Origin of the sequence: Pseudomonas sp. P7759, assembly GCF_013386445.1 — a bacterium.
Lineage (GTDB): Bacteria > Pseudomonadota > Gammaproteobacteria > Pseudomonadales > Pseudomonadaceae > Aquipseudomonas > Aquipseudomonas azotoformans_A.
Genome location: NZ_JACART010000003.1, coordinates 457,649 through 483,132 on the forward strand (window position 1 = coordinate 457,649; position 25,484 = coordinate 483,132).

22 protein-coding genes are annotated in these 25,484 nt (G+C 60.5%); 15 read left to right on the forward strand and 7 right to left on the reverse strand.

Annotation, left to right across the window (positions count from 1 at the left end; genetic code table 11):
• The first annotated feature begins 56 nt into the window (after positions 1-56).
• The 6 genes from HX823_RS02950 (at position 57) to prpD (ending at position 8,380) form a co-directional block, all read left to right on the forward strand.
• A complete protein-coding gene (locus HX823_RS02950) occupies positions 57-767 on the forward strand; it encodes a GntR family transcriptional regulator (protein WP_016979247.1) in 711 nt (236 codons plus the stop codon).
• Positions 767-1,660, forward strand: coding sequence for a methylisocitrate lyase (gene prpB / locus HX823_RS02955; protein WP_016979248.1), 894 nt, complete (start codon positions 767-769; stop codon positions 1,658-1,660). Before HX823_RS02950 ends, prpB begins: the two co-directional genes overlap by 1 nt.
• Positions 1,661-1,700: 40 nt before the next feature.
• Positions 1,701-2,828, forward strand: coding sequence for a 2-methylcitrate synthase (gene prpC / locus HX823_RS02960; protein ID WP_033901216.1), 1,128 nt, complete (start codon positions 1,701-1,703; stop codon positions 2,826-2,828).
• 197 nt (positions 2,829-3,025) lie between these two features.
• Positions 3,026-5,620 carry a Fe/S-dependent 2-methylisocitrate dehydratase AcnD gene (acnD, locus tag HX823_RS02965; protein WP_177074082.1) on the forward strand — a complete coding sequence of 865 codons (2,595 nt, stop codon included), beginning with the start codon at positions 3,026-3,028 and terminating at the stop codon, positions 5,618-5,620.
• Positions 5,621-5,629: 9 nt separating this feature from the next.
• On the forward strand, positions 5,630-6,820 hold the full coding sequence (gene prpF / locus HX823_RS02970) for a 2-methylaconitate cis-trans isomerase PrpF (RefSeq protein WP_177074083.1): 1,191 nt from the start codon (positions 5,630-5,632) through the stop codon (positions 6,818-6,820).
• 75 nt (positions 6,821-6,895) lie between these two features.
• Positions 6,896-8,380 carry a 2-methylcitrate dehydratase gene (gene prpD / locus HX823_RS02975; protein WP_177074084.1) on the forward strand — a complete coding sequence of 495 codons (1,485 nt, stop codon included), beginning with the start codon at positions 6,896-6,898 and terminating at the stop codon, positions 8,378-8,380.
• A gap of 47 nt (positions 8,381-8,427) precedes the next feature.
• Here the strand turns inward: prpD and HX823_RS02980 are convergent, their stop codons facing one another.
• Genes HX823_RS02980 through HX823_RS03000 form a run of 5 tightly spaced genes read right to left on the reverse strand, consistent with a single transcriptional unit; the run spans position 8,428 to position 13,916 of the window.
• Entirely contained in the window at positions 8,428-9,156 is a 729-nt protein-coding gene (locus HX823_RS02980) for an alanyl-tRNA editing protein (RefSeq protein ID WP_038851169.1), read from the reverse strand.
• A gap of 2 nt (positions 9,157-9,158) precedes the next feature.
• The gene (locus HX823_RS02985) at positions 9,159-10,151 is read right to left on the reverse strand and encodes a serine O-acetyltransferase (protein WP_177074085.1); all 993 of its coding nucleotides are present in this window, start codon (positions 10,149-10,151) and stop codon (positions 9,159-9,161) included.
• Between the two features lie 37 nt (positions 10,152-10,188).
• Positions 10,189-11,103, reverse strand: a complete 915-nt coding sequence (locus tag HX823_RS02990) for a PLP-dependent cysteine synthase family protein (protein WP_025999978.1) — start codon at positions 11,101-11,103, stop codon at positions 10,189-10,191.
• Between the two features lie 15 nt (positions 11,104-11,118).
• Positions 11,119-12,981, reverse strand: a complete 1,863-nt coding sequence (gene moeB / locus HX823_RS02995; RefSeq protein WP_177074086.1) for a molybdopterin-synthase adenylyltransferase MoeB — start codon at positions 12,979-12,981, stop codon at positions 11,119-11,121.
• Positions 12,982-13,022: 41 nt separating this feature from the next.
• Positions 13,023-13,916 carry a DMT family transporter gene (locus tag HX823_RS03000; protein ID WP_161630257.1) on the reverse strand — a complete coding sequence of 298 codons (894 nt, stop codon included), beginning with the start codon at positions 13,914-13,916 and terminating at the stop codon, positions 13,023-13,025.
• Positions 13,917-14,076: 160 nt separating this feature from the next.
• Here HX823_RS03000 and HX823_RS03005 point away from each other — a divergent pair, with 160 nt between their 5' ends.
• The gene (locus tag HX823_RS03005) at positions 14,077-15,501 is read left to right on the forward strand and encodes a PLP-dependent aminotransferase family protein (protein ID WP_033901208.1); all 1,425 of its coding nucleotides are present in this window, start codon (positions 14,077-14,079) and stop codon (positions 15,499-15,501) included.
• A 76-nt stretch (positions 15,502-15,577) separates the two neighbouring features.
• Here the strand turns inward: HX823_RS03005 and HX823_RS03010 are convergent, their stop codons facing one another.
• Positions 15,578-16,396, reverse strand: coding sequence for a pyruvate, water dikinase regulatory protein (locus tag HX823_RS03010; protein WP_003193298.1), 819 nt, complete (start codon positions 16,394-16,396; stop codon positions 15,578-15,580).
• Between the two features lie 178 nt (positions 16,397-16,574).
• Here HX823_RS03010 and ppsA point away from each other — a divergent pair, with 178 nt between their 5' ends.
• From ppsA to HX823_RS03050, 8 genes are all read left to right on the forward strand, one after another.
• On the forward strand, positions 16,575-18,950 hold the full coding sequence (gene ppsA / locus HX823_RS03015; protein ID WP_177074087.1) for a phosphoenolpyruvate synthase: 2,376 nt from the start codon (positions 16,575-16,577) through the stop codon (positions 18,948-18,950).
• A gap of 106 nt (positions 18,951-19,056) precedes the next feature.
• Positions 19,057-20,046, forward strand: a complete 990-nt coding sequence (locus HX823_RS03020) for an alpha/beta fold hydrolase (RefSeq protein ID WP_177074088.1) — start codon at positions 19,057-19,059, stop codon at positions 20,044-20,046.
• Positions 20,047-20,234: 188 nt separating this feature from the next.
• The gene (gene rraA / locus HX823_RS03025; protein ID WP_015885349.1) at positions 20,235-20,726 is read left to right on the forward strand and encodes a ribonuclease E activity regulator RraA; all 492 of its coding nucleotides are present in this window, start codon (positions 20,235-20,237) and stop codon (positions 20,724-20,726) included.
• A 13-nt stretch (positions 20,727-20,739) separates the two neighbouring features.
• Positions 20,740-21,735 (forward strand): zinc transporter ZntB, encoded by a 996-nt coding sequence (locus HX823_RS03030; protein ID WP_038851176.1) that lies wholly within the window; start codon positions 20,740-20,742, stop codon positions 21,733-21,735.
• 86 nt (positions 21,736-21,821) lie between these two features.
• On the forward strand, positions 21,822-22,067 hold the full coding sequence (locus HX823_RS03035; RefSeq protein WP_005790375.1) for a hypothetical protein: 246 nt from the start codon (positions 21,822-21,824) through the stop codon (positions 22,065-22,067).
• A 2-nt stretch (positions 22,068-22,069) separates the two neighbouring features.
• Positions 22,070-22,894: a mechanosensitive ion channel domain-containing protein gene (locus tag HX823_RS03040; RefSeq protein ID WP_003175519.1), complete on the forward strand. Its 825-nt coding sequence runs from the start codon at positions 22,070-22,072 to the stop codon at positions 22,892-22,894.
• Positions 22,895-22,981: 87 nt separating this feature from the next.
• Complete coding sequence (gene sigX, locus HX823_RS03045; protein WP_038851177.1) at positions 22,982-23,572, forward strand: RNA polymerase sigma factor SigX; 591 nt, start codon at positions 22,982-22,984, stop codon at positions 23,570-23,572.
• Positions 23,573-23,679: 107 nt separating this feature from the next.
• Positions 23,680-24,660, forward strand: coding sequence for an OmpA family protein (locus HX823_RS03050; RefSeq protein WP_015885346.1), 981 nt, complete (start codon positions 23,680-23,682; stop codon positions 24,658-24,660).
• A gap of 60 nt (positions 24,661-24,720) precedes the next feature.
• Here HX823_RS03050 and cobA read toward each other — a convergent pair whose 3' ends face one another.
• A complete protein-coding gene (gene cobA / locus HX823_RS03055; protein WP_177074089.1) occupies positions 24,721-25,464 on the reverse strand; it encodes a uroporphyrinogen-III C-methyltransferase in 744 nt (247 codons plus the stop codon).
• Between the last annotated feature and the right edge of the window lie 20 nt (positions 25,465-25,484).

The following is a 25,484-nucleotide window of genomic DNA, read 5'->3' on the forward strand; positions in this document are numbered from 1 at the left end:
CTATCCAGGGCTGATTGGCTAGTTTTTGCGGCATCGCTTTTAAAGGTGTCGACAATATGCTGGATCAGCTGGAATCCCCAGTGGTGGCGCAAGACGATTCCCAGACCATGTCCGAGAACGTCTTCCGGCGTATCCAGGCCGCCATCGTCAAGGGCGAGATCGCCCCCGGCAGCAAGATCTCCGAGCCGGAACTGGCGCGCACCTATGGCATCAGCCGTGGCCCGCTGCGCGAGGCGATCCACCGCCTGGAAGGCCAGCGCCTGCTGGTGCGCGTGCCGCATGTCGGCGCGCGCGTGGTTTCGTTGAGCCATGCCGAGCTGATCGAACTTTATGAAATTCGCGAATCCCTCGAAGGCATGGCCTGTCGCCTGGCCGCCGAGCGCATGACCGACGCGGAAATCGAAGAACTGCGCCAGGTGCTGCACACCCATGAGCGCGACGAAGCCTTCCAGGCTGGCCTCGGTTATTACCAGCAGGAGGGCGACTTCGATTTTCATTACCGGATCATTCAAGGCGCCGGCAACCGCACCCTGACCCAAATGCTCTGCGGCGAGTTGTACCAGCTGGTGCGCATGTACCGCATCCAGTTCTCCGCCACCCCCAATCGTCCACGCCAGGCCTTTGCCGAGCACCACCGCATCCTTGACGCGATTGCCGATCGTGACGGTGAACTGGCCGAACTGTTGATGCGCCGGCATATCGGCGCATCCAAACGCAACATTGCCCGTCACTTCCCCGACGGCACTGCCCAATCACGAGGTGAATGATGAGTTCCAATAACAAGACGACTCCCGGCCAGCGTTTCCGTGACGCGGTCGCCAGCGAGCAGCCTTTGCAGGTGGTCGGTGCGATCAATGCCAACCACGCGCTGCTGGCCAAGCGCGCCGGTTTCAAGGCGATCTACTTGTCGGGTGGCGGTGTGGCTGCCGGTTCCCTCGGCGTGCCGGACCTGGGGATTACTGGCCTGGATGACGTGCTGACTGACGTGCGCCGCATCACTGACGTCTGCGACCTGCCGCTGCTGGTGGATGTGGACACCGGTTTCGGCTCCTCGGCGTTCAACGTGGCACGTACCGTCAAGTCGATGATCAAGTTCGGCGCGGCGGCGATCCATATCGAAGACCAGGTCGGCGCCAAGCGCTGCGGTCACCGTCCGAACAAGGAAATCGTGTCCCAGCAGGAAATGGTCGACCGCATCAAGGCCGCCGTGGATGCGCGCACCGATGACAGCTTCGTGATCATGGCGCGCACCGATGCCCTGGCGGTGGAAGGTCTGGAGTCCGCCCTGGAACGCGCCGCCGCCTGCATCGAAGCCGGCGCCGACATGGTGTTCCCGGAAGCCATCACCGAACTTGAGATGTACAAGCTGTTCGCCTCCCGTGTGAAGGCCCCGATCCTGGCCAACATCACCGAGTTCGGCGCTACGCCGCTGTACACCACCGAACAATTGAAATCGGCCGATGTTTCCATCGTGCTGTACCCGCTCTCGGCTTTCCGCGCCATGAACAAGGCCGCCGAAAACGTCTACACCGCGATCCGTCGCGACGGCACCCAACAGAACGTGATCGACACCATGCAAACCCGCATGGAGCTGTACGATCGCATCGACTACCACACCTTCGAGCAGAAGCTCGACGCGCTGTTCGCAGCCAAGAAGTAAAGAACAGCCTCCCTAATAAATTCAAGATTGGAGAACCGACATGGCTGAAGCAAAAGTACTGAGTGGTGCCGGCCTGCGTGGCCAGGTGGCCGGGCAGACCGCATTGTCCACCGTGGGCCAAGCAGGCGCCGGCCTGACCTATCGCGGCTATGACGTGCGCGAACTGGCCGCCGATGCGCAGTTTGAAGAAGTCGCCTACCTGCTGCTGTACGGCGAATTGCCGACCAAGACCGAACTGGCTGCCTACAGCGCCAAGCTGAGCAAGCTGCGCGACCTGCCGCAAGCGCTGAAAGAAGTGCTGGAACGCATCCCCGCCGACGCCCACCCGATGGACGTGATGCGCACTGGTTGCTCGTTCCTGGGCAATATCGAGCCCGAGCAAGACTTCAGCGTGCAACGCGACGTCACCGACCGCCTGCTGGCCGCCTTCCCGGCGATCATGTGCTACTGGTATCGCTTCAGCCACGACGGCAAGCGCATCGATTGCGTGACCGACGAGCCTTCCATCGGTGGCCACTTCCTGCATTTGCTGCATGGCAAGAAGCCGAGCGAGTTGCACGTCAAGGTCATGAACGTTTCGTTGATCCTCTACGCGGAACACGAATTCAACGCCTCGACCTTCACGGCGCGGGTGTGTGCTTCGACCCTGTCCGACCTGTATTCCTGCGTTACCGCCGCCATCGGCTCCCTGCGTGGCCCGCTGCATGGCGGTGCCAACGAAGCAGCGATGGAAATGATCGAGCGCTTCTCGTCCGCTGAAGAAGCAGTCGAAGGCACCCTCGGCATGCTGGCGCGCAAAGACAAGATCATGGGCTTCGGCCACGCGATCTACAAAGACAGCGACCCGCGTAATGAGGTGATCAAGGGCTGGTCGAAAAAACTCGCTGACGAAGTAGGCGACACGGTGCTGTTCCCGGTCTCCGAAGCCATCGACAAGACCATGTGGGAGCAGAAGAAACTGTTCCCCAACGCCGACTTCTACCATGCCTCGGCGTACCACTTCATGGGCATCCCGACCAAGCTGTTCACGCCGATCTTCGTGTGCTCGCGCCTGACTGGCTGGGCCGCGCATGTGTTTGAACAGCGCGCCAACAACCGCATCATCCGTCCAAGCGCCGAATACACCGGCGTAGAACAGCGCAAGTTCGTGCCAATCGAACGTCGCTGAATGGAGAAACCGCTGATCCCGGGGTGAAACCGGATCAGAAATGTGGGAGCGGGCTTGCTCGCGAAAGCGGTGTGTCATTCAACACACATGACGACGGTTAAACCGCCTTCGCGAGCAAGCCCGCTCCCACCTTTTGATCGCATTCTCTCCCAGGATCCGTGGGCTCCTTTTGCAACCACCGTGACCGAGTCCTGACGATGAACACTGAATTTCGCAAACCGCTCCCCGGCAGCCGCCTGGATTACTTCGACGCCCGCGCGGCAGTTGAAGCAATCACCCCCGGCGCCTACGCCACCTTGCCTTACACCTCCCGCGTGCTCGCGGAAAACCTGGTGCGTCGCTGCGACCCGGCCACCCTCAACGCGTCCCTCAGCCAGTTGATCGAACGCAAGCGCGACCTCGATTTCCCGTGGTTCCCGGCGCGTGTGGTGTGCCATGACATTCTCGGCCAGACCGCCCTGGTCGACCTCGCCGGCCTGCGTGATGCCATCGCCCAGCAAGGCGGCGATCCGGCCCAGGTGAACCCGGTGGTGCCGACCCAACTGATCGTCGACCACTCCCTGGCCGTCGAAGCCGGTGGTTTCGACCCGGACGCGTTCGAGAAAAACCGTGCCATCGAAGACCGTCGCAATGAAGACCGTTTCCACTTTATCGAGTGGACCAAAAAGGCTTTCAAGAACGTTGACGTGATCCCGCCGGGCAACGGCATCATGCACCAGATCAACCTGGAGAAAATGTCCCCGGTGATCCAGGTGCGTGACGGCGTTGCGTTCCCGGACACCTGCGTCGGCACTGACAGCCATACTCCGCACGTGGACGCCCTGGGCGTGATCGCCATTGGCGTCGGCGGCCTGGAAGCCGAGAGCATAATGCTCGGCCGCGCCTCCTGGATGCGCCTGCCGGAAAGCGTCGGCGTGGAACTCACCGGCAAGCTGCTGCCGGGTATCACTGCCACCGACATGGTGCTGGCGCTGACTGAGTTCCTGCGTAAACAGAAAGTGGTCGGCGCCTGGCTGGAGTTCTTCGGCGAAGGCGCTTCGGCACTGACCCTCGGCGACCGCGCGACCATCTCCAACATGGCCCCGGAATACGGCGCCACCGCGGCGATGTTCTATATCGACCAGCAAACTATCGCTTACCTGAAACTCACTGGCCGTGAAGACGAACAAGTCACCCTGGTTGAGCAATATGCCCGCCACACCGGCCTGTGGGCAGATGACCTCAAAGGCGCGCGATACGAGCGCGGCCTCACCTTCGACCTGTCCAGCGTCGTGCGCAACATGGCCGGCCCGAGCAACCCGCATGCCCGTGTTGCCACCAGCGACCTGGCGTCCAAGGGCATCTCCGGCCAGTGGGACGAAGTGCCGGGGCAAATGCCCGACGGCGCGGTGATCATCGCCGCCATCACCAGTTGCACCAACACCAGTAACCCACGCAACGTGATTGCCGCCGGCCTCTTGGCGCGCAATGCCAACAAACTGGGGCTGACGCGTAAACCTTGGGTCAAATCCTCCCTGGCACCCGGCTCGAAAACCGTGGCCATGTACCTCGACGAAGCTGGCCTGACCACCGAGCTGGAGCAACTGGGCTTTGGCGTGGTTGCATTTGCCTGCACCACCTGCAACGGCATGTCCGGCGCGCTCGACCCGGTGATCCAGCAGGAAATCATTGACCGCGACCTGTACGCCACCGCCGTGCTGTCGGGCAACCGCAACTTCGACGGGCGTATCCACCCGTACGCCAAGCAAGCGTTTCTGGCGTCGCCGCCGCTGGTAGTGGCCTACGCGATTGCCGGCACCATCCGTTTCGACATCGAAAAAGACGTGCTTGGCCTGGACGCCAACGGCAAGGAAATCCGCCTGCAGGACATCTGGCCGAGCGACGAAGAGATCGACGCGGTGGTCAAGGCCTCGGTCAAGCCGGAGCAGTTCCGCGCGGTGTATATCCCGATGTTCGCCATCCACGAAGACACCGGCCCGAAAGTCGCGCCGCTGTATGACTGGCGCCCCCAAAGCACTTACATCCGCCGCCCGCCTTACTGGGAAGGCGCGCTGGCCGGTGCTCGTCCGCTCAAGGGCATGCGCCCGCTGGCGGTGCTGCCCGACAACATCACCACCGACCACCTGTCGCCGTCCAACGCAATCATGCTCGACAGCGCCGCCGGCGAATACCTGGCGAAAATGGGCTTGCCGGAGGTGGACTTCAACTCCTACGCGACTCACCGTGGCGACCATTTGACCGCGCAGCGCGCGACCTTTGCCAACCCGAAACTGTTCAACGAAATGGTGATTGAAAACGGCAAGGTCAAGCAAGGTTCCCTGGCGCGGATCGAGCCGGAAGGCCAGGTCACGCGGATGTGGGAAGCCATCGAGACCTACATGGAGCGCAAGCAGCCGCTGATCATTATTGCCGGGGCCGACTACGGCCAAGGCTCGTCCCGCGACTGGGCGGCCAAGGGCGTGCGCCTGGCCGGGGTGGAGGCGATTGCCGCCGAAGGGTTCGAGCGCATCCACCGCACCAACCTGGTGGGCATGGGCGTGTTGCCGCTGGAGTTCCTGCCGGGCACCGACCGCAACACCCTGAAGATCGACGGCAGCGAAACCTATGACGTGGTCGGTGCACGCACCCCGCGTGCGCAATTGACGCTGGTGATCAACCGCAAGAATGGCGAACGTGTCGAAGTGCCGGTGACCTGCCGCCTGGACACTGCCGAAGAAGTGTCGATCTACGAGGCGGGCGGCGTGTTGCAACGTTTTGCCCAGGACTTCCTGGAATCGGCGGCGACGGCCTGAGAGGACACCATGGCACACGTAGCGCAAATCAAGATCCCCGCCACCTACATGCGTGGCGGCACCAGCAAGGGCGTTTTTTTCAGCCTCAAGGACCTGCCCCAGTCGGCGCAGGTGCCGGGTGCCGCGCGCGACGCCTTGCTGTTACGGGTGATCGGCAGTCCCGATCCCTACGACAAACAGATCGACGGCATGGGCGGCGCCACTTCCAGCACCAGCAAGACGGTGATCCTGGCCAAAAGTACCCGTGCCGAGCATGACGTGGACTACCTGTTTGGCCAGGTCTCCATCGACAAGCCGTTCGTGGATTGGAGCGGCAACTGCGGCAACCTGTCGGCGGCGGTCGGTTCCTTTGCCATCAGCGCTGGCCTGGTCGACCCGGCCCGCGTTCCGCACAACGGCGTGGCTGTGGTGCGGGTGTGGCAGGCCAATATCGGCAAAACCATCATCGCTCATGTGCCGATCACCGACGGTGCGGTGCAGGAAACCGGTGATTTTGAACTGGACGGCGTGACCTTCCCGGCCGCCGAAGTGCAGTTGGAATTCATGGACCCGGCAGCGGAAGAAGAGGGCGGCGGTGGTTCGATGTTCCCCACCGGCAACCTGGTCGACGACCTGGAAGTGCCCGGCGTCGGCACCTTCAAGGCCACGCTGATCAACGCCGGCATTCCGACGATCTTCATCAACGCCGAAGACCTCGGCTACACCGGCACCGAGCTGCAAGGCGCGATCAACAGCGACCCCAAGGCCCTGGCCATGTTTGAAACCGTGCGGGCCTATGGCGCATTGCGCATGGGCCTGATCAAACACCTGGACGAAGCCGCCCAGCGCCAGCACACGCCGAAGGTGGCGTTCGTGGCCAGACCTGCGGACTACGTGGCGTCGAGTGGCAAGGCGATCAAGGCCGGTGATGTGGACCTGCTGGTGCGCGCACTGTCCATGGGCAAGTTGCACCACGCGATGATGGGCACCGCTGCGGTGGCGATTGGCACGGCGGCGGCGATTTCCGGGACCTTGGTCAACCTGGCGGCGGGTGGCGTGGAGCGCAATGCGGTGCGGTTCGGTCATCCGTCCGGCACCTTGCGCGTCGGCGCTGAAGCCAGCCAGGTCGACGGCGAATGGGCGGTGAAAAAAGCCATCATGAGCCGCAGTGCACGGGTGCTGATGGAGGGTTTCGTGCGCGTGCCAGGTGATTCCTTTTAAAGGCAGACAGTCAAGATCTGCCCCCGACAACCGTGAGCCCGAGGACTGACCCCAACCCCTTTTTGGAGTACTGCCATGAGCGCCAACGTCGACCAGAACAACCGCCCGGACTACGATCAGGTCCTGCAGGACATTGCTGACTATGTCCTCAACTACCGGATCGACTCTCGGGATGCGCTGGACACCGCCCGCCACTGCCTGATGGACACCTTGGGCTGTGGCCTGCTGGCCCTGCGTTTCCCCGAGTGCACCAAGCACCTGGGGCCTATCGTCGAGGGTACGGTGGTGCCGTTTGGCGCGCGGGTGCCGGGCACGTCGTTTCGTTTGGACCCGGTCAAGGCCGCGTGGGACATCGGTTGCATCGTGCGTTGGCTGGACTATAACGACACCTGGCTTGCTGCCGAATGGGGCCACCCCTCGGACAACCTTGGCGGCATTCTCGCCGTGGCCGATCACCTGTCGCAGAAGCGCGTGGCCAATGGCGACGCGCCGCTGACCGTGCGCGCGGTGCTGGAAGCGATGATCATGGCCCACGAAATCCAGGGTGTGATTGCCCTGGAAAACTCCTTCAACCGGGTAGGGCTCGACCATGTGCTGCTAGTCAAAGTCGCCTCCACGGCGGTCACCGCCAAGTTGATGGGTGCCAACCGTGAGCAATTGCTGGCGGCACTGTCCCATGCGTTTGTCGATGGGCAGGCGCTGCGCACCTACCGGCATGCGCCGAATGCCGGTTCGCGCAAGTCCTGGGCGGCGGGGGATGCATCGAGTCGGGGCGTGCGCCTGGCGGACATCGCCTTGCGTGGCGAGATGGGCATTCCTGGGGTATTGAGCGCGCCGCAGTGGGGTTTTTACGATGTGCTGTTCAGCCACACCAACAAGGACCTGGCGCTCAAGCCGGAGGACAAGCGCGCGTTCAGCCTGTCCCAGCCCTACAGCACCTATGTGATGGAAAACGTGCTGTTCAAGATCAGCTTCCCGGCCGAGTTCCATGCCCAAACGGCCTGTGAAGCAGCGGTGACCTTGCACCCCTGGGTGAAAGACCGCCTGCAGGAAATCGAGCGCATCGTGATCACTACCCATGAATCAGCGATCCGCATCATTTCCAAAGTCGGCCAATTGGCCAACGCCGCCGACCGCGACCATTGCCTGCAATACATGACCGCCGTGCCGTTGGCATTCGGCAATCTGGTGGCCGAGCAGTACGAAGATGAATTCCACGCCGCCCACCCGATCATCGATCAGTTGCGCGACAAAATGGTCATCGTCGAAGACCCACGCTACAGCCGCGAATACCTGGAGGCCGACAAACGCTCCATCGCCAATGCGGTGCAGGTGTTCTTCAAGGATGGCAGCAGCACCGAGCAGGTGGCGGTGGAGTACCCGATTGGCCACCGTCGGCGTCGCGTCGAGGGCATCCCGTTGCTGGAAGACAAGTTCAAGGCCAACCTGGCCACACGGTTTACGGGACAGCGCAGTGCCGAGATTTTAGCGCTGTGCAAGGATCAGGCACGGCTTGAAGCCACGCCGGTCAACCGGTTTGTGGACTTGTTCGTGATCTAGCAGACGACGCGGTCAATGTGGGAGCTGGCTCCCACATTGGATCGCCTTCACTCGAATCGCAGGATCACCCGGCGGTTGTGCTTACTCTTTTTCTCGATCTTCTCGCAGAACACCCGGCCGATTTCTTCGGTGTTGATCACATGGGTGCCCCCGCACGGCTGGATATCAATGCCAGCGATTTCAATCACCCTGACCGAGCCTTGAATCACGGGTGGCGCCACGGCCTGTGTGCGGGTGATCTGCAGCAACGTTGCATACTCCGTAGCCGGCATCGACAGGGTTTTCACCGGGTGAGCCTGTTCGATCAGCGCATTGAGGTCGCGGGTGATGCTGTCTTTGTCGAGGGTCATTTCGGGCAGGTCGAAATCCAGCCGGCCCTTGTCCGCACTGATGCTGCATCCGGTGACCGGCGCATCGATGATCGAACACAGCAGGTGCAGGCAGGTGTGCATTTTCATGTGTTGGTAGCGCCGCTCCCAATCGAGGCCGGCATCCACCTGTACCCCAGCCGTCAGCTGCGCGGGGCAGTGTTCCACCTGGTGCCAGATGATCGAGCGCAGCACCGGGTCGCGCACCGTGCCGGTCACGTCGACCCGCGTACCGTCCGCGAGTGTGAGGTGCCCCGTGTCACCTGGCTGGCCGCCGCCCGTGGGGTAGAACAAGGTGTGCTCCAGGGCGATGCCGTGTTCGCTGACGGCAATCACCCGGGCGCTGAAGGCGTTCTGGTAGGGCGCGCTGTCGAACAGCGCCAGGGTTTCCATGGTGTGCACGGACATGTTCAACCTCCGACGATCAGTGGGCTGGCTTGCAGCAGGGAACGCACCATTGCACTCAAGCCTGGGGGCGAGAGCAGGGTGATTTCAAATTCCGGGCCGCAGACTTTCAGGTTCAGCGGCAAGCGTGGCAAATGGCTGCCCGACTCGACGCGATGCAAGCGAAATTGCAGGTGGTGGCGCTCCTTGACCGTGGGCTCCAGCATCAGCCCCGGCAAGGGATGGAAATCGGCGTCCAGCACGGTCACCTTATGGCTGGCGTTGATCTCGCCCACCACATGCAAACGCTCATCCAGGGCGAAGGCACCGAGGTAGTTGCTGTGGTCCGATTCATCGTTTTTTTGCAGCTGGATCTGGTTCACCACCTTCACTTTGGTGCCGGCGGGGACGTCCTGGGTGATCACGCAGGACGGGCTGATAAACACGTTGTCGCCAATCAGCACATAACCCAGCACGCGGGCACCGGAGCCGACCTCGACATTGTTGCCCAGGCGCGGGTGGCGCTTGCCGTCGGGGTTGTTGGCGATGCCACGGGCGCCCAAGGTCACGCCGCAGAGGATGTAACAGTCGTTACCAATTTCGCAGGTTTCGCCGATCACCGTGCCGTAGCCGTGGTCCAGCACGAAGCGTCGGCCGATGCGCGCCGCCGGGTGAATCTCGGCGCCGGAAAGTACCTTGCCCTGGTTGCTCAGCTTGAGGGCAATGCGTGAAAACACCCCGTTGGTCTGGTCGGGGAAATTCCACACCAGATGTGCCAGGCGGTAATACAGCACCGCCTTGAACGAGGCGTAGGACTCCAGGATCAACTCGCCGCGCCCGCGTGAGGCCGGATCACGGTAGGCGTAGGCGATCAGGTCTTCGGCTACTGCCTGGGCAGCATTCTGGATCAGGGGCGCCAGATGCGGTTCCAGCTGCTTCATCTGTAGGGGCGTAAGGGTTTTGATGAGGTGAGTGATCAACTCATCGTGCAACTGTTGCATGTCGATAAAACCGCCCATGGAGGCACCCCTGCATTCTGGTTGGCTGGAAACCCGTTTATTCGAAACTGGGCAGGTAGCTGTCGGCATTGTCGTAGACCATGGTCAGCACCACCGTTTCGGGCGGCAGTTCGGGGGCGAGCTTGGCGATGGCCACCATGTTGGCGGCGGACGACAGGCCCAGGCTGATAGCGTCGGTGCGCATGATGCGTTTCATCATGTCGATGCAGTCCTGGCGCGAGACCTTGAGCATGCCGTCGATCACGTCCAGGTTGAGAATGCTCGGGATCAGGCCGATCGACAGGCCCTGGATGTGATGCGGTGCGTGCTGGTTTTTCAGCAGGTCGCATTCTTCCGGTTCCACGCCCATGACGCGCAGCTGCGGCCAAGCGGCTTTGAGGGTTTCACCGATGCCGGTGATATGCCCTCCGGTGCCGATGCCGCTGACAAAGTAGTCGGCGCGCAGCTCACCGAAGGCTCGCAGGATTTCCGGTGCGGTGGTGTCGCGATGGGTCTGCGGGTTGGCGCCGTTGCGCTGCTGGTTGAGCATCACGTAGCTGGGGTTTTCCAACTGCAGTTCCATGCACTTTTCGCCGTGGGAATTGTTGCCCAGGCGGCTGTCCGACAGCACCACCTTGGCCCCATATAAACGCAGCAGCTTCTGTTTTTCGGGGCTGTAGTTGTCGGGGATCACCAGCACCACTTTGTAGCCCAGCACATTGCCCGCCATCACCAGGCCGATGCCGGTGTTACCGCCACTGGGTTCGATGATGGTCTGCCCGGAATCACGGATCAGCACGCCTCGGCGCTCGGCGTCGAGGATCATGCCCAGGGCGATACGCGCCTTGTGGCTGCCGCCGGGGTTGAGGGATTCGAGCTTGGCGTAGACCTCGATACCGAGGTCTTCGGAAAACTGCGCCAGGCGCACGATCGGCGTTTGGCCGATCACGTCGAGGATGGAGTTATGCAACATCATTCAGCCCCCGGCTCAATACAACGGCATGTCGGGTTCGACGTCACGAACCCAATGTTTCATGCCGCCCTGCAGGACTTTGGTGTTGGCAAAACCGGCGGCCAGCAAGGTACTGGCGGCTTGCTCCGCGCGGGTGCCGGCGTAGCAGATCAGGTAGTGGGTGTTGTCCCGGCTGAGGCGGTCGAGGTGGCCGTCCAGTTCGGCCAAGGGGATATGCACCACCCCCGGCAATTTGCACACTTCCAGTTCGCTGGCGTCGCGCACATCCAGCAGCACATCGGCGCTGCTGGGGTGTTCGAGTACTTGCTTGAGTACGCGCGGCTTGATGTAGCGCTCTTCGGCCAGCGAGGGCTGGTTGGGCACGGCATCGGCGCAAACTGCGGGGGCCAGGGTTTCACTGTGCCGCGCTTCGGAGCAGCACGGGCAGTCGGCGCGGCGCTTGAAGCGGATTTCGCTGAACTTCATCGCCAACGCGTCGAAGCGCATCAAGCGGCCGGACAAGGGTTCACCAATGCCGATCAATAACTTGATCGCCTCGGTGGCCTGGATCATCCCGACCACACCGGGCAGCACCCCGATCACGCCACCGGCGCTGCAATTGGGCGCCAGTTCTGCGGGCGGCGCGCTGGGAAACAGGCAGCGGTAGCACGGCCCGCCTTTATAGTTGAGCACGCTGATCTGCCCGTCGAAGCGGTAGATGGCGCCGTACACCAAGGGCTTGCCCAGTTGCACGCAAGCGTCGTTGACCAGGTAGCGGGTGTCGAAATTGTCGGTGCCGTCGATCACCAGGTCGTAGGCGCCTACCAGTTCCAGGGCGTTATCGACATTCAATGCGGTGTCGTGGGCGTTGATCTGGATATGGCGGTTGAGGTCTTGCAGGCGCTGCTTGGCGGATTCGACTTTGGGCATGCAGAGGGTGCTGTTGCCGTGGACGATCTGGCGTTGCAGGTTGCTGCTTTCGACCACATCAAAGTCCACCAGCCCCAGGGTGCCGACGCCGGCAGCCGCCAGGTACAGGCTGATCGGCGAGCCCAGGCCGCCGGTGCCGATGATCAGCACCTTGGCTTTCTTGAGGTTCAACTGACCTTCGCGACCTACGCCCGGCAGGGTGATGTGGCGCACGTAGCGTTGTACTTCTTCGTTGCTCAGCGCGTCGACGTCCATGCCACCGGACGTGGCCAGCAGCACCTCGATTCTGGCTTTCTCGGGCAGTGGGTCATCCGCGCCAACCAGCTCTTCCTCGGCGGTAAACAGGAAGTGCTCCTTGAGCTGGTTGTTCTTCTCGTGAAACAGGTGCGGACGCAACTGTGGGTGACTGCTGCAGAGGTTTTCAATGACTTCGCGCAATGTCGATCCGGTGCCCTCGAGGGTCGATTCCGGCAGCTTGGCCACGCGAACCAGAATGTCGGGGAAAGAGACAGCGTTCATGGACAACTCCGTGTGCAGGTCGTTGAAAGGTTGAAGGGCGAAATGCTTGCCATCCCAGGCAAACAGCTTGGAGCCCAGGGTCTGGCCCTGGCGAACGTCGACCACCAGATAGCTGACGGGGTAGATCGGCTCGCCCATGAACAGCGCCTTGTCCTGGTCTTCATCGCTGAAATAGGCACCTACATCCGGGTGCGAGTGGTAGATCACTACCACCGGGTTGTCGCTGCGAAACGCCTTGTTCATCAGCAACGTATCGGCCACCGAGAAGGTGTAGCCGTTGGCCGCGCTGCGCGCGTACATCTCGGGGTTCTTGTGGTGCAGTTCATTCTGGATATTGCTGCCCAGGTACACGCTGCCGTCGGCGAAGACAAAACCACAGCATTCCTCGGGGTAGCTGCGGCTGGCGTGGGCGTAGATCTGTTCCAGGGCTTTGGGGCGGAGGACGTCCATGTTTCTCTCGCGTGGCTGAAGTTGATGGGGCAGGGCAAGGGTCAATTTTTCTTGGCCAGGAGTTTTTCAACCGGCAACTTGGTAATCGCAAAACCGGCCAGCAGGATGGCCGAGTACAGCATCAGGTCGCGGGAAATCGACACGCCTTCGTACCAGGCGCCGATGATCACCGCGAACACCGGGAAGATGATGAACACGAACGACAGGATGATCGGGCTCAAGCGCTTGAGCAGCATGAAGTACACGATGAACCCGCCCACCGAAGCCACCAGGCCCAGGTAGAACAGCGCGCCCCAGGAGCGCAGGGTGATGGTTTCGAAGGTCGGCGTTTCAAACCACAGACCGGCGACGAACAGCATCAGCCCGGCAATGCCGATGGGCAGGGTGTTGTAGGTGATCACGCTGATGGCGCTGCCTTTCTGCTTGGTAATCACGTAGCACAGGGCATGCATGATCGCGGCGGTGAGGATCGCCAGCACGCCGAAGAACTCCGCGTGGTCCAGGTGCAGGCCCTGGCTCTTGATGATCATGTAGAGGCTGCCGAAACCGATGCCGATGCCAACCACCTGGGAAAAGTAGATGCGCTCGCGCAGGAACAACGCGGAGAAAATCAGAATGAACACCGGCATGCAACTGAACAGCAGCGCGGTCAGGCCGGACGAGACATGCATTTCGCCGTAGTTGAGCAGGTAGTAGGGCACGCTGAAGTAGGACAGGGTCACGAACACGAAGAACCAGCGGCTCTCACGGGGAAACAGGATCGGCTCGCGACGTACCATGGCAAAACACAGGAACAGCGGGAAGGCGATCAGGAAACGCAGGCCGGCGGACGTCAGTGGCGGCACGCTCTCCACCGCAATCTTGATCCCCAGCCAGGTGGTGCCCCAACTCAGGCACACGATCAGGAACATCACGCTGGTGATCAGCCCGGCCAACCACTGTTTTTGGGTTTTGGTTTTGGCGGTGTTTTCGAGAACGGCGGACATTGGCATCGTTTATTGCTTCCCTGAGCCGGAATTGAACTCTATATTGAGCTTGTAATGAGTTGTAAAATTCGGCGATTGAACCCGTAAAAGCACACTATTAGGGCGAAAGATGGCTGTCAAAACAAATATTGACATGGTGTCAATTATGCGTGAGGGGTTGTCCAACGGTCAGGGCGTGAAGTACAAGCGCCTGTCCGATGTCATGGAGCGGGGCATCCTCGAAGGCCTGATTGAACCAGGACGAAAACTGCCGCCCCATCGGGTGCTTTCCGACAACCTGGGCGTAACGATCGGCACCATCAGCCGGGCCTACGGCGAACTGGAACGCCTGGGGCTGGTGGTGGCGCGAGTCGGTGACGGCACCTTCGTGCGCAAGCGTGGGATGGAGCGCCAGCGCGATGAAGGTTTTCGCAACTTCAGCGAAGAACCGCGCCAGTACTTCGACATGAGCCGCAATATGCACATCCCCGGTCAGGAAACCGTGTTCCTGGCCCAGAGCTTCCAGACCCTGTCGACCAACGCCAAATTCCTCCAGGACATCAGCGCCTACACCCCGGACGCCGGCCTGCCGCGTTACCGTGAAGCGGGCGCGCAATGGCTGGTGCAGCGTGACTTTCACCCGATCCCCGAGCAGGTCATCTGCGTCAATGGCGGCCAGCATGGCTTGCTGTGTTCGATGATGGCGCTGTTACGGGCCGGCGATACCGTGGTCACCGAGCAACTGACGTATCCGGGCCTGATTACCGCTGCGCGGATGCTGGGTATCCGGTTGATCGGCCTGGAGATGGACGAAGAAGGCGTGCTGCCGAGCGCGCTGGATGAAGTCTGTCGAAATCACCGGGTTTCAGCGCTGTACTGCACGCCGACGATCCAGAACCCGACCACGGCGGTGCTTTCGGTGGCGCGCCGCGAAGCCTTGGTCAAAGTCTGTCGTGAGCACAACCTGCTGATTCTTGAGGACGAAGCCCACGGTGTACTGGTGGAAGACCGGCCGCCGCCGCTCAGCCATTTCGCCCCCGAGCGTACGATTTTGATCAGTAGCCTGAGCAAAGCCGTGTCGGCCGGGCTGCGTGTGGGTTATGTGCATGCGCCACCGGCGTTGGTCAGCCGTATTTCGGCCGCCCTGCGTTCAACGTGTTGGATGGCCACGCCTGTCACTCTAGAGCTTGCCACCCAGTGGATCGAAAACGGCACGGCGGAGTACCTGTTGCGCCAACAGATCAACGAGATCAGCCGGCGTAAGGCCTTGGTCCGCGACCTGCTGGCCGGTCTGGAATATCGCACCCATCTCAATAGCCCGCATTTCTGGATCGAAGTGCCGGAGCCGTGGCGGGCGTCGGAAATCGAGGCGGAGCTCAAGCAGAATAATTACCTGATCGCCACCGCCGAAGCGTTCGCCGTGGGGCAAACGGCGGTGCCGCAGTTTATTCGGGCGAGTATCTGCAACACGTCGGGGGATGATCAGTTGCTGCGGGCGGGGTTTGATGCGTTGGCGACGGCGCTGGGGCAGGGTGGGGGGCGCTTCCAGCTGTAGGCCTTGATCTTTGTGGTGAGCGGGCTTGCCCGCGCGAGGCAAGCTCGTTCACCACAAAAGTGCCAGGCAGAAAATATTATTTGAAGCGCCGCTCCACGCCTTTCTCCACCAGAATCTTCGCCGAAATCTCTTCCACCGAAAAATGCGTGGAATTGATGTGCGCAATATTCTCGCGACGGAACAGATTTTCTACTTCTCGCACTTCGAACTCGCACTGCGCATAGCTGGAATAGCGGCTGTTGGGCTTGCGTTCATTGCGGATCGCCGTCAGCCGATCCGGATCAATGGTCAGCCCGAACAGCTTGTGCGAATGCGCGCGCAGGGCGGCCGGCAGCGTCAGGTGCTCCATGTCGTCCTCGGTCAGCGGATAGTTGGCCGCGCGGATGCCGAATTGCATGGCCATGTACAGGCAGGTGGGCGTTTTGCCGCAGCGGGATACGCCCACCAGGATCAGGTCGGCCTTGTCGTAGTAGTGGGTGCGGGCGCCGTCATCGTTGTCGAGGGCGAAGTTCACCGCCTCGATACGCTCCATATAGTTGGAGTTGTGGCCAATGGAATGGGACTTTCCTACCGAGTACGACGAATGTTCACTCAGCTCTTGTTCCAGCGGCGCGAGGAACGTCGAGAAAATGTCGATCATGAAACCATTCGACGTTGCGAGAATCTCACGAATGTCTTGATTGACGATGGTGTCGAAAATGATCGGACGAAAACCGTCTTTTTCGGCCGCCAGATTGATTTGTTGTACCATGGCCCGCGCTTTATCCACGCTGTCGATATACGGCCGCGTGAATTTGGCGAAGGTAATGTTTTCGAACTGCGCGAGCAGGCTTTGACCCAATGTTTCGGCTGTGATGCCGGTGCCGTCGGAGATAAAGAAAGCAGATCGTTTCATTTGAGCCCTGGGCCTTAAGCTGATGGCGAATCTTGGATATGATAGGCGCGATTTTGCCGTCCCGCAGTGGGCCGCATTCTCACTTATTTTCCAGGTCCAGGCCACAAGCGCTGGCACTCGCTCCTACTGAGCAGCCGGCGTCCTGAGCTTTTCCAACACAGTTAGTGGAGAGATCACCTTGGTAGAGTACGTAGTTTCCCTCGATAAGCTCGGCGTCCATGATGTAGAGCACGTGGGGGGCAAGAACGCATCCCTCGGCGAGATGATCAGTAATCTTGCAGGCGCTGGTGTCTCGGTGCCCGGTGGTTTCGCCACCACGGCCCAGGCTTACCGCGATTTCCTCGAACTGAGCGGCCTCAACGCTCAGATCCACGCCGAGCTGGACGCCCTGGACGTCGACGACGTCAATGCCCTGGCCAAGACCGGCGCCCAGATCCGCCAGTGGATCATGGAAGCCGAGTTCCCCGAGAAGCTCAACGAAGAAATCCGCACCGCCTTCGCCGCGCTGTCGGCCGGTAACCCGGACGTCGCCGTTGCCGTGCGCTCTTCGGCCACCGCCGAAGACTTGCCGGATGCCTCTTTCGCCGGCCAGCAAGAAACCTTCCTGAACATCCGCGGCGTGGAAAACGTGATCCGCGCGGCCAAGGAAGTGTTCGCCTCGCTGTTCAACGACCGCGCCATCTCCTACCGTGTGCACCAAGGTTTCGACCACAAGCTGGTGGCCCTTTCTGCCGGTGTGCAGCGCATGGTGCGTTCGGAAACCGGCACTGCCGGCGTGATGTTCACCCTCGATACCGAATCGGGCTTCCGTGACGTGGTGTTCATCACCGGCGCCTACGGCCTGGGCGAAACCGTCGTACAGGGTGCGGTCAACCCTGACGAATTCTACGTACACAAGCACACCCTTGAAGCCGGCCGCCCGGCCATTCTGCGCCGCAACCTGGGCAGCAAGGCCATCAAGATGATCTATGGCGACGAGGCCAAGGCCGGTCGCTCGGTGAAAACCGTTGAAGTCGACAAGGCCGAACGCGCGCGTTTCTGCCTGACCGACGCTGAGGTCAGCGAATTGGCCAAGCAAGCGATGATCATCGAAAAGCACTACAAGTGCCCGATGGACATCGAGTGGGCCAAAGACGGTGACGACGGCAAGCTGTACATCGTGCAGGCCCGTCCGGAAACCGTGAAAAGCCGCACCTCGGCCAATGTCATGGAGCGCTACCTGCTCAAAGAAACCGGCACCGTACTGGTGGAAGGCCGTGCCATCGGCCAGCGCATCGGCGCCGGCAAGGTGAGGATCATCAAGGACGTGTCCGAGATGGACAAAGTCCAGCCAGGTGACGTACTGGTCTCCGACATGACCGACCCGGACTGGGAACCGGTGATGAAGCGCGCCAGCGCCATCGTCACCAACCGTGGCGGGCGTACCTGCCACGCGGCGATCATCGCCCGTGAACTGGGGATTCCTGCGGTCGTGGGCTGCGGCAACGCGACCCAACTGTTGAAAGACGGCCAAGGCGTGACTGTTTCCTGCGCCGAAGGCGACACCGGCTTCATCTTTGAAGGCGAGCTGGGCTTCGATATCAAGCAGAACTCCATCGACGCCATGCCGGACCTGCCGTTCAAGATCATGATGAACGTCGGTAACCCGGACCGCGCCTTTGACTTCGCGCAATTGCCGAACGCCGGTGTGGGCCTGGCCCGCCTGGAGTTCATCATCAATCGCATGATCGGCGTGCACCCCAAGGCCCTGCTGAACTACGACGGCCTGCCGCTGGACATCAAGGAAAGCGTCGACAAGCGCATCGCCGGCTACAACGACCCGGTGGGCTTCTACGTCGAGAAGCTGGTGGAAGGCATCAGTACCCTGGCGGCGGCGTTCTACCCGAAAAAGGTCATCGTGCGCCTGTCGGACTTCAAGTCCAACGAATACGCCAACCTGATCGGCGGCAAGCTCTACGAGCCGGAAGAAGAAAACCCGATGCTGGGCTTCCGTGGCGCCTCGCGCTACATCAGTGAAGCGTTCCGTGACTGCTTCGAACTCGAATGCCGCGCCCTCAAGCGCGTGCGTAACGAGATGGGCCTGACCAACGTCGAGATCATGGTGCCGTTCGTGCGCACCCTGGGCGAAGCGAGCCAGGTGGTGGACTTGCTGGCTGAGAACGGCCTGTCCCGTGGTGAGAACGGCCTGCGCGTGATCATGATGTGCGAATTGCCGTCCAACGCCATCCTGGCTGAAGAATTCCTGGAGTTCTTCGACGGTTTCTCCATCGGCTCCAACGACCTGACCCAGCTGACCCTGGGCCTGGACCGTGACTCCGGGATCATCGCGCACTTGTTCGACGAGCGAAATCCTGCGGTCAAGAAGCTGCTGGCCAACGCCATCCAGGCCTGCAACAAGGCCGGCAAGTACATCGGTATCTGCGGCCAAGGCCCTTCCGATCACCCGGACCTGGCCAAATGGCTGATGGAACAGGGCATCGAAAGCGTCTCGCTGAACCCCGATTCCGTGCTGGAAACCTGGTTCTTCCTGGCGGAAGGCCAAGCGTCCGCCTAAGATCGTTACGTCAAAAGTGCCGGTCACCCGTGGTGGGTGACCGGCATTCTTATCTGTACAGGGCGGAATCCTTGCGGACGTCGCCCTTTTTTTGTGCAAGAGCATTATGCAAAGCAGCAGCAACCTGTTTCCTGTCGCCCTGATCAGCGCTGAACGTCGTGGCGACCTGAGTGAAGACGTGTATCGCCTCAAACCCGGTAACAGCCCCGACGGCACCGTCGAGCTGGCGGTTACCCGTTTGGGCCTGGCCGATGTCCCGGAAAACCGGGGCATCCCGGTTATTTTGTTACACGGCAGTTTTTCCAACCGACGCTTCTGGTATTCGCCAAAAGGTATCGGGTTGGGTGCTTATCTGGCGCGCGAGGGGTTTGATGTCTGGATCCCGGAAATGCGCGGCCACGGCCTGTCCAAGCGCAATCATGACTACGCCCGCAACCGCGTCGCGGACTATGCACGTTATGACTTGCCGGCCATCGGCGCGTTCGTGCGTGAGCAAAGCGGACAGATTCCCCACTGGATCGGCCATTCCCTGGGCGGCACCAGCTTGGCGGCGGCCCTGGGTGGGCAGCACCTGGGTGCACCGGCCGTGGCGTCGGTGGCGCTGTTTGGTTGTCAGGTCAGTCGCACCCACTGGCCGTTGAAACTGCCACCCGTGGAATGGACCGGGCGCCTGCTGTTGAAGCGTTTTGGCGAAGTGTCCGGCTCGCGCCTGAAGCGTGGCCCCGAGGACGAACCGGCGGGCGTGATGATCGAAGCCATGCGCTGGAATGGCCTGTTTGGCCGCTTCGGCGAGGGCAAGAACGATTGGTGGAAAGGCCTGGCTGAAGTCGATGTGCCGCTGTTGGCCGTCAGTGCGGCCGGGGATCATCAGGACCCCGACTGGGCGTGTCGCAAGCTGTTCGAGCAAGTCGGCTCCGAGCATCGTCAGTACCTGTGCCTGGGCCCTCAGCAAGGCTTTACCGGGGATTTCGGGCATGTGGAGATGCTGGTGAGCAAAGCCGCCCAGGCCGAAGTGTGGCCGTTGGTGATGCAGTGGCTGAAAGATCCGCTCACACCCTTGCCAGGCGCGCAGGCCGAGGTGTTGGCTACGGTTTGAGGCAACGCTCTGCCAAGGGCGTTTCGCTCATGTGTGGTTGCGGCTAAGATATGACGCGTTAAACGCTTCTGGTCATATTCAGTCGCGCAGTGGCTATTGCGTTGCGGCGAGACGAATGGGATGTTTCGCACCTGCCCTGGCTGGCGCTTCTTTCGAAAGACACCTCTTTGACGCAAAGGAATTTTTCAATGAACCATTACGTGACTCCCGATCTTTGCGACGCCTATCCGGACCTGGTGCAGGTGCTCGAACCAATGTTCAGCAACTTCGGCGGCCGAGACTCCTTCGGCGGCGAGATCGTCACCCTTAAATGCTTCGAAGATAACTCCCTGGTCAAGGAACAAGCCGATCAGCCGGGCGCCGGCAAGGTGCTGGTGGTCGACGGTGGCGGCTCCCTGCGTCGCGCGCTGCTGGGCGACATGATCGCCGAGAAAGCGGCAAAAAACGGTTGGGAAGGGCTGGTGATCTACGGTTGCATCCGTGACGTCGACGTCATTGCCCAGACCGATCTGGGTGTACAGGCCTTGGCCAGTCATCCGATGAAGACTGACAAGCGCGGTATTGGCGACCTGAACGTGGTCGTTACTTTCGCGGGTGTGACCTTTCGTCCGGGTGAATACATCTACGCCGATAACAATGGCGTGATCGTTTCCCCTAGCCCGCTGAAAATGCCCGAATAAAACAGGAGTAAGGATGTTCGAGGAAGAAAACGCGCAATGGGGCCTGGTGCATGCCCTGGTGCTGGACGGTAAAGGCGGTGCGCGTTCGATTGCCCGGACTGAGCTCGACGACTTGCAACTGCAGCCCCAGGAGAGCCTGTGGCTGCATTGGGATCGCAGCCACCCGCAAACCCAGACCTGGCTGCGCAAATCCAGCGGTTTGAGCGAGTTTGCCTGTGACCTGTTGCTGGAGGAGAACACCCGTCCGCGCCTGTTGCCGCTGCCGGACTCGGAATTGCTGCTGTTCCTGCGCGGGGTCAACCTGAACCCCGGTGCGGAGCCGGAAGACATGGTCTCGGTGCGCATCTTCGCGGCTGCCAGCCGTGTGATTTCCCTGCGCCTGCGCCCGTTGCGCGCCACTGACGAACTGTTGGTGCAGTTGGCGGACGGCAAAGGGCCCAAGACCGCGTCGGAACTCATCCTTTATATGGCGCAGTACCTGACCCATAAAGTGCAGGATCTGGTCTCCGACCTGTCTGAAATCGTCGATGCCGAGGAAGAAAAACTCGATACCGACGAACGGTATACCCCGGAACACGGCAGCATTTTGCAGATCCGCCGACGAGCGGCCGGGCTGAAGCGATTCCTCGCTCCGCAGCGGGATATTTTTGCCCAGCTCACACGGATCAAATTGCCGTGGTTCTGCGATGACGATGCCGATTACTGGAACGAATTGAACAACAGCCTGACCCGCTACCTGGAAGAACTTGAATTGACCCGGGAGCGCGTGGGGCTTGTGCTGGAGGCCGAAGACCGGCGTTTGAGCGTGCGCATGAACCGCACCATGTACCGCTTCGGGATCATCACCGGGATCTTCCTGCCGATGAGTTTTCTCACCGGGCTGCTGGGCATCAATGTGGGCGGGATTCCGTTCTCCGCCAGCCCCTATGGATTCATGGTGGCGTGCCTGTTGATGGTCTCGGTGGCACTCGGACAATGGTGGCTTTTTCGACGATTGCGCTGGGTTTGAGCTGAATATGACCTGAACGTAGGAAGGGTCCTATGTGACCCCAAGAATTTTACCCTCGTCTTTTAAATCACTTGCGAGAGGTCTTTATGCACGATCCGTTCGAACAGTCTTTGCGTGACATGCTCAATGCCTCGCCGTCCAACCGCGACGACGATGCCTGTCTGGGCCGCGTGTTGAAAACCGCCAACCGCCAGGTGGGTGCGGGTGACCTGTTCGGTCTGCTCGGCCGCTGGCTGCCAGCGTTGATGATGGCCCTGAACAACGGTTCGGCCCACGTATCGCCGGTTTCCCGTCGTAAACCTCTTGCTCGCACTGCTGATAAGGCTGATTGAATATGGAACTTGATCTCTGGACCCAGAGCCTGGTCACCGCGATGACCGCATTGTGGACCAAGGTGGCGAATTTCATTCCCAACCTGTTTGGTGCCTTGGTACTGGTACTGCTGGGCTTTGTCGTGGCCAAGCTGCTCGACACCCTGTTGTCCAAATTGCTCGCAAAACTGGGCCTCGATCGCCTGATGGCTGGCACCGGCCTGACCAAGCTGCTGGGGCGCGCCGGGCTGCAAGTGCCGATCTCCACCTTGATCGGCAAGATCGTCTATTGGTTTGTTTTGCTGATTTTTCTGGTTTCTGCGGCTCAATCCCTTGGACTTGAGCGAGTTTCAGCTACGCTCGACATGCTGGCGCTGTATTTGCCGAAGGTTTTCGGCGGCGCGCTGGTGCTTTTGGTAGGCGTTTTGCTGGCGCAACTGGCCAATGGGCTGGTGCGCGGTGCCGCCGAAGGCGTGGGGCTGGACTATGCGGCGGGCCTGGGGCGGATCGCCCAGGGCTTGGTCATTATCATCAGTATTTCGGTCGCGATCAGCCAGTTGGAGGTCAAGACTGACCTGCTCAACCATGTGATTGTGATCGTTTTGATTACCGTTGGTCTGGCCGTTGCGCTGGCCATGGGCTTGGGAAGCCGGGAAATTGCCGGTCAGATTCTTGCGGGAATCTATGTGCGTGAGTTGTATCAGGTTGGGCAACAGGTGCGTGTGGGCGAGGTCGAAGGGCAAATCGAGGAGATCGGCACAGTCAAGACGACGGTGCTGACCGATGACGGCGACCTGGTGTCGTTGTCCAATCGGATTCTTCTGGAGCAGCAGGTCAGTAGCCGCTAATCCGGCAAACCCTGCTAATGTACGCCGCCGCAAACCCGGCTGACCGGGCTGTAGCGGACATTGACCTGACTGTCGGCACGACTTGTTTTGAATAAAGCCCAAACGCTGTCCACGCGCTATGACCCCCGTGAGCTCTCTGATGAGGAGTTGGTCGCGCGCTCGCACACGGAGCTGTTTCACGTAACTCGCGCGTACGAAGAATTGATGCGCAGATATCAACGCACTCTGTTCAACGTTTGTTCAAGGTATTTAGGGAACGATAGAGATGCGGATGATGTCTGTCAGGAAGTGATGCTCAAGGTGCTGTATGGCCTGAAGAACTTCGAGGGAAAATCGAAGTTCAAGACATGGCTATATAGCATCACGTACAACGAGTGCATCACGCAGTATCGCAAGGAACGGCGAAAGCGTCGCTTGATGGACGCCTTGAGTCTGGACCCCCTTGAGGAAGCGTCTGAAGAGAAGACGCCGACACCCGAGGAGAAGGGCGGACTTGATCGCTGGTTGGTGTATGTGAACCCGATTGACCGGGAAATTCTGGTGCTACGATTTGTCGCAGAGCTGGAATTCCAGGAAATCGCTGACATCATGCACATGGGTTTGAGTGCTACAAAAATGCGTTACAAACGTGCTCTTGATAAATTACGTGAGAAATTTGCGGGCGAGACTGAAACTTAGTGCGTGGCAAATATCTCTTACGTGTAGGCAAGTTCTGTTAGACTTGTCGCCGAGTTGTCCCCCGGTTTGTGGGACTGCTTTACAATCACCAGATGGGGATTTAACGGATGAAACTGAAAAACACCTTGGGCTTGGCCATTGGTTCTCTTATTGCCGCTACTTCTTTCGGCGTTCTGGCACAAGGCCAAGGCGCAGTTGAAGGCGAGCTGTTCTACAAGAAGCAGTACAACGATAGCGTCAAGCACATCGAAGACGGCTTCAATCCTGGCGCTCGCATCGGTTACTTCCTGACCGACGACCTGTCCTTGAACCTGTCCTACGACAAAACCAACCACACCCGTTCGAACGACGGTACTGGTAACCAGAAGATCAAAGGCGATACCGGCAGCCTGGTTGCCCAGTATCACTTCGGTCAAGCTGGCGTAGACAGCCTGCGTCCGTACGTTGAAGGCGGTTTCGGCCACCAGAGCCGTACCAACGTTCAAGCTGACGGCCACAGCGGTCGCGACCAGACTACCTTCGCTACCGTTGGTACTGGCGTGAAGTACTACTTCACCAACAACCTGTACGCTCGTGCCGGTGTTGAAGCTGACTACGGTCTGGACAACGGCAAGTGGGACTACTCCGCACTGGTCGGCCTGGGCGTGAACTTCGGCGGTAACGCTGGCGCAGCTGCTCCAGCTCCTACCCCAGCACCAGCTCCAGAGCCAACTCCAGAGCCAGAAGCTCCAGTTGCTCAGGTTGTACGTGTTGAGCTGGACGTTAAGTTCGACTTCGACAAGTCGGTTGTTAAGCCTAACAGCTACGGCGACGTGAAAAACCTGGCCGACTTCATGGCTCAGTACCCAGCTACCAACGTAGAAGTTGCTGGTCACACTGACTCCGTAGGTCCAGACGCTTACAACCAGAAGCTGTCCCAGCGTCGTGCTGACGCTGTTAAGCAAGTCCTGGTTAAAGACGGCGTTGCTCCTAGCCGTATCACCGCAGTAGGTTACGGCGAATCCCGCCCAGTTGCTGACAACGCAACTGAAGCTGGTCGTGCTGTTAACCGTCGCGTAGAAGCGTCGGTTGAAGCTCAAGCTCAGTAATTACTGAGTGGTAGAAAAAAGCCCGGCTTAGGCCGGGCTTTTTTTCGCCTGGAATTTGCCTCAGGCGCTGGCGGCTTGGGCGAGTCTAGCGACCTGGCCTGGGGCTGCAACATGGCCGATCACCAGGATAGCCGGGCTCTTCAAGGCAAATGCCTGCGCATCTTCGTACAGACGCCATAGCTCGCTGCGACATTCCCTTTGCAGGGGCAGCGATGCATTCTCGATCATCGCCACCGGCATATCCGCCGCCATCCCGCCGTCCAGCAGTTGCTGGCGGATTTCCTCCAGTTTCGCCACGCCCATGTACACCACCAGGGTGGTCCCGCCTTCTGCCAGCGCACGCCAATTCAGGCTGCTGCCGTCCTGGGTATGCGCCGTGACCAGCGTCACGCCGCGACTCACCCCGCGCAAGGTCAGTGGCACCGCGCAATTCGTCGCGCCTGCCAGGCCTGCGGTAATACCGTTGACCAATTCAACCTCGACACCCCGTTCACGCAGCCACATCGCCTCTTCACCGCCGCGCCCGAAAATGCACGGGTCGCCGCCTTTGAGACGCACCACACACTTGCCTTGGCGCGTATAGCGCAGCATCAGGCGGTGGATAAAATCCTGCGGAGTCGACCGGCAGCCGCCGCGTTTACCCACGGTAATCAGCCGCGCTGCAACGCAATGTTCCAGCACGGCCGGGTTGACCAAGTCATCGATCAGCACCACATCGGCCTCATGCAGGGCGCGTACCGCTTTGAGGGTCAGCAGCTCCGGGTCACCCGGACCCGCGCCTACCAGCCAGACTTTTGCATTCATAAGGTGTTCCTCGTCCAGGG

Bases quoted from the DNA above. Each gene is read 5' to 3' on its own strand.
- acnD (WP_177074082.1), top strand. From the start codon at position 3,026: ATGAACACTGAATTTCGCAAACCGCTCCCCGGCAGCCGCCTGGATTAC.
- prpC (WP_033901216.1), top strand. From the start codon at position 1,701: ATGGCTGAAGCAAAAGTACTGAGTGGTGCCGGCCTGCGTGGCCAGGTG.
- HX823_RS02950 (WP_016979247.1), top strand. From the start codon at position 57: ATGCTGGATCAGCTGGAATCCCCAGTGGTGGCGCAAGACGATTCCCAG.
- HX823_RS03040 (WP_003175519.1), top strand. From the start codon at position 22,070: ATGGAACTTGATCTCTGGACCCAGAGCCTGGTCACCGCGATGACCGCA.
- HX823_RS03005 (WP_033901208.1), top strand. From the start codon at position 14,077: ATGGCTGTCAAAACAAATATTGACATGGTGTCAATTATGCGTGAGGGG.
- HX823_RS03020 (WP_177074088.1), top strand. From the start codon at position 19,057: ATGCAAAGCAGCAGCAACCTGTTTCCTGTCGCCCTGATCAGCGCTGAA.
- HX823_RS03050 (WP_015885346.1), top strand. From the start codon at position 23,680: ATGAAACTGAAAAACACCTTGGGCTTGGCCATTGGTTCTCTTATTGCC.
- moeB (WP_177074086.1), bottom strand. From the start codon at position 12,981: ATGGACGTCCTCCGCCCCAAAGCCCTGGAACAGATCTACGCCCACGCC.
- HX823_RS03030 (WP_038851176.1), top strand. From the start codon at position 20,740: ATGTTCGAGGAAGAAAACGCGCAATGGGGCCTGGTGCATGCCCTGGTG.
- prpF (WP_177074083.1), top strand. From the start codon at position 5,630: ATGGCACACGTAGCGCAAATCAAGATCCCCGCCACCTACATGCGTGGC.
- HX823_RS03035 (WP_005790375.1), top strand. From the start codon at position 21,822: ATGCACGATCCGTTCGAACAGTCTTTGCGTGACATGCTCAATGCCTCG.
- rraA (WP_015885349.1), top strand. From the start codon at position 20,235: ATGAACCATTACGTGACTCCCGATCTTTGCGACGCCTATCCGGACCTG.
- HX823_RS02990 (WP_025999978.1), bottom strand. From the start codon at position 11,103: ATGTTGCATAACTCCATCCTCGACGTGATCGGCCAAACGCCGATCGTG.
- prpB (WP_016979248.1), top strand. From the start codon at position 767: ATGAGTTCCAATAACAAGACGACTCCCGGCCAGCGTTTCCGTGACGCG.
- cobA (WP_177074089.1), bottom strand. From the start codon at position 25,464: ATGAATGCAAAAGTCTGGCTGGTAGGCGCGGGTCCGGGTGACCCGGAG.
- HX823_RS02980 (WP_038851169.1), bottom strand. From the start codon at position 9,156: ATGTCCGTGCACACCATGGAAACCCTGGCGCTGTTCGACAGCGCGCCC.
- prpD (WP_177074084.1), top strand. From the start codon at position 6,896: ATGAGCGCCAACGTCGACCAGAACAACCGCCCGGACTACGATCAGGTC.
- HX823_RS03010 (WP_003193298.1), bottom strand. From the start codon at position 16,396: ATGAAACGATCTGCTTTCTTTATCTCCGACGGCACCGGCATCACAGCC.
- HX823_RS02985 (WP_177074085.1), bottom strand. From the start codon at position 10,151: ATGGGCGGTTTTATCGACATGCAACAGTTGCACGATGAGTTGATCACT.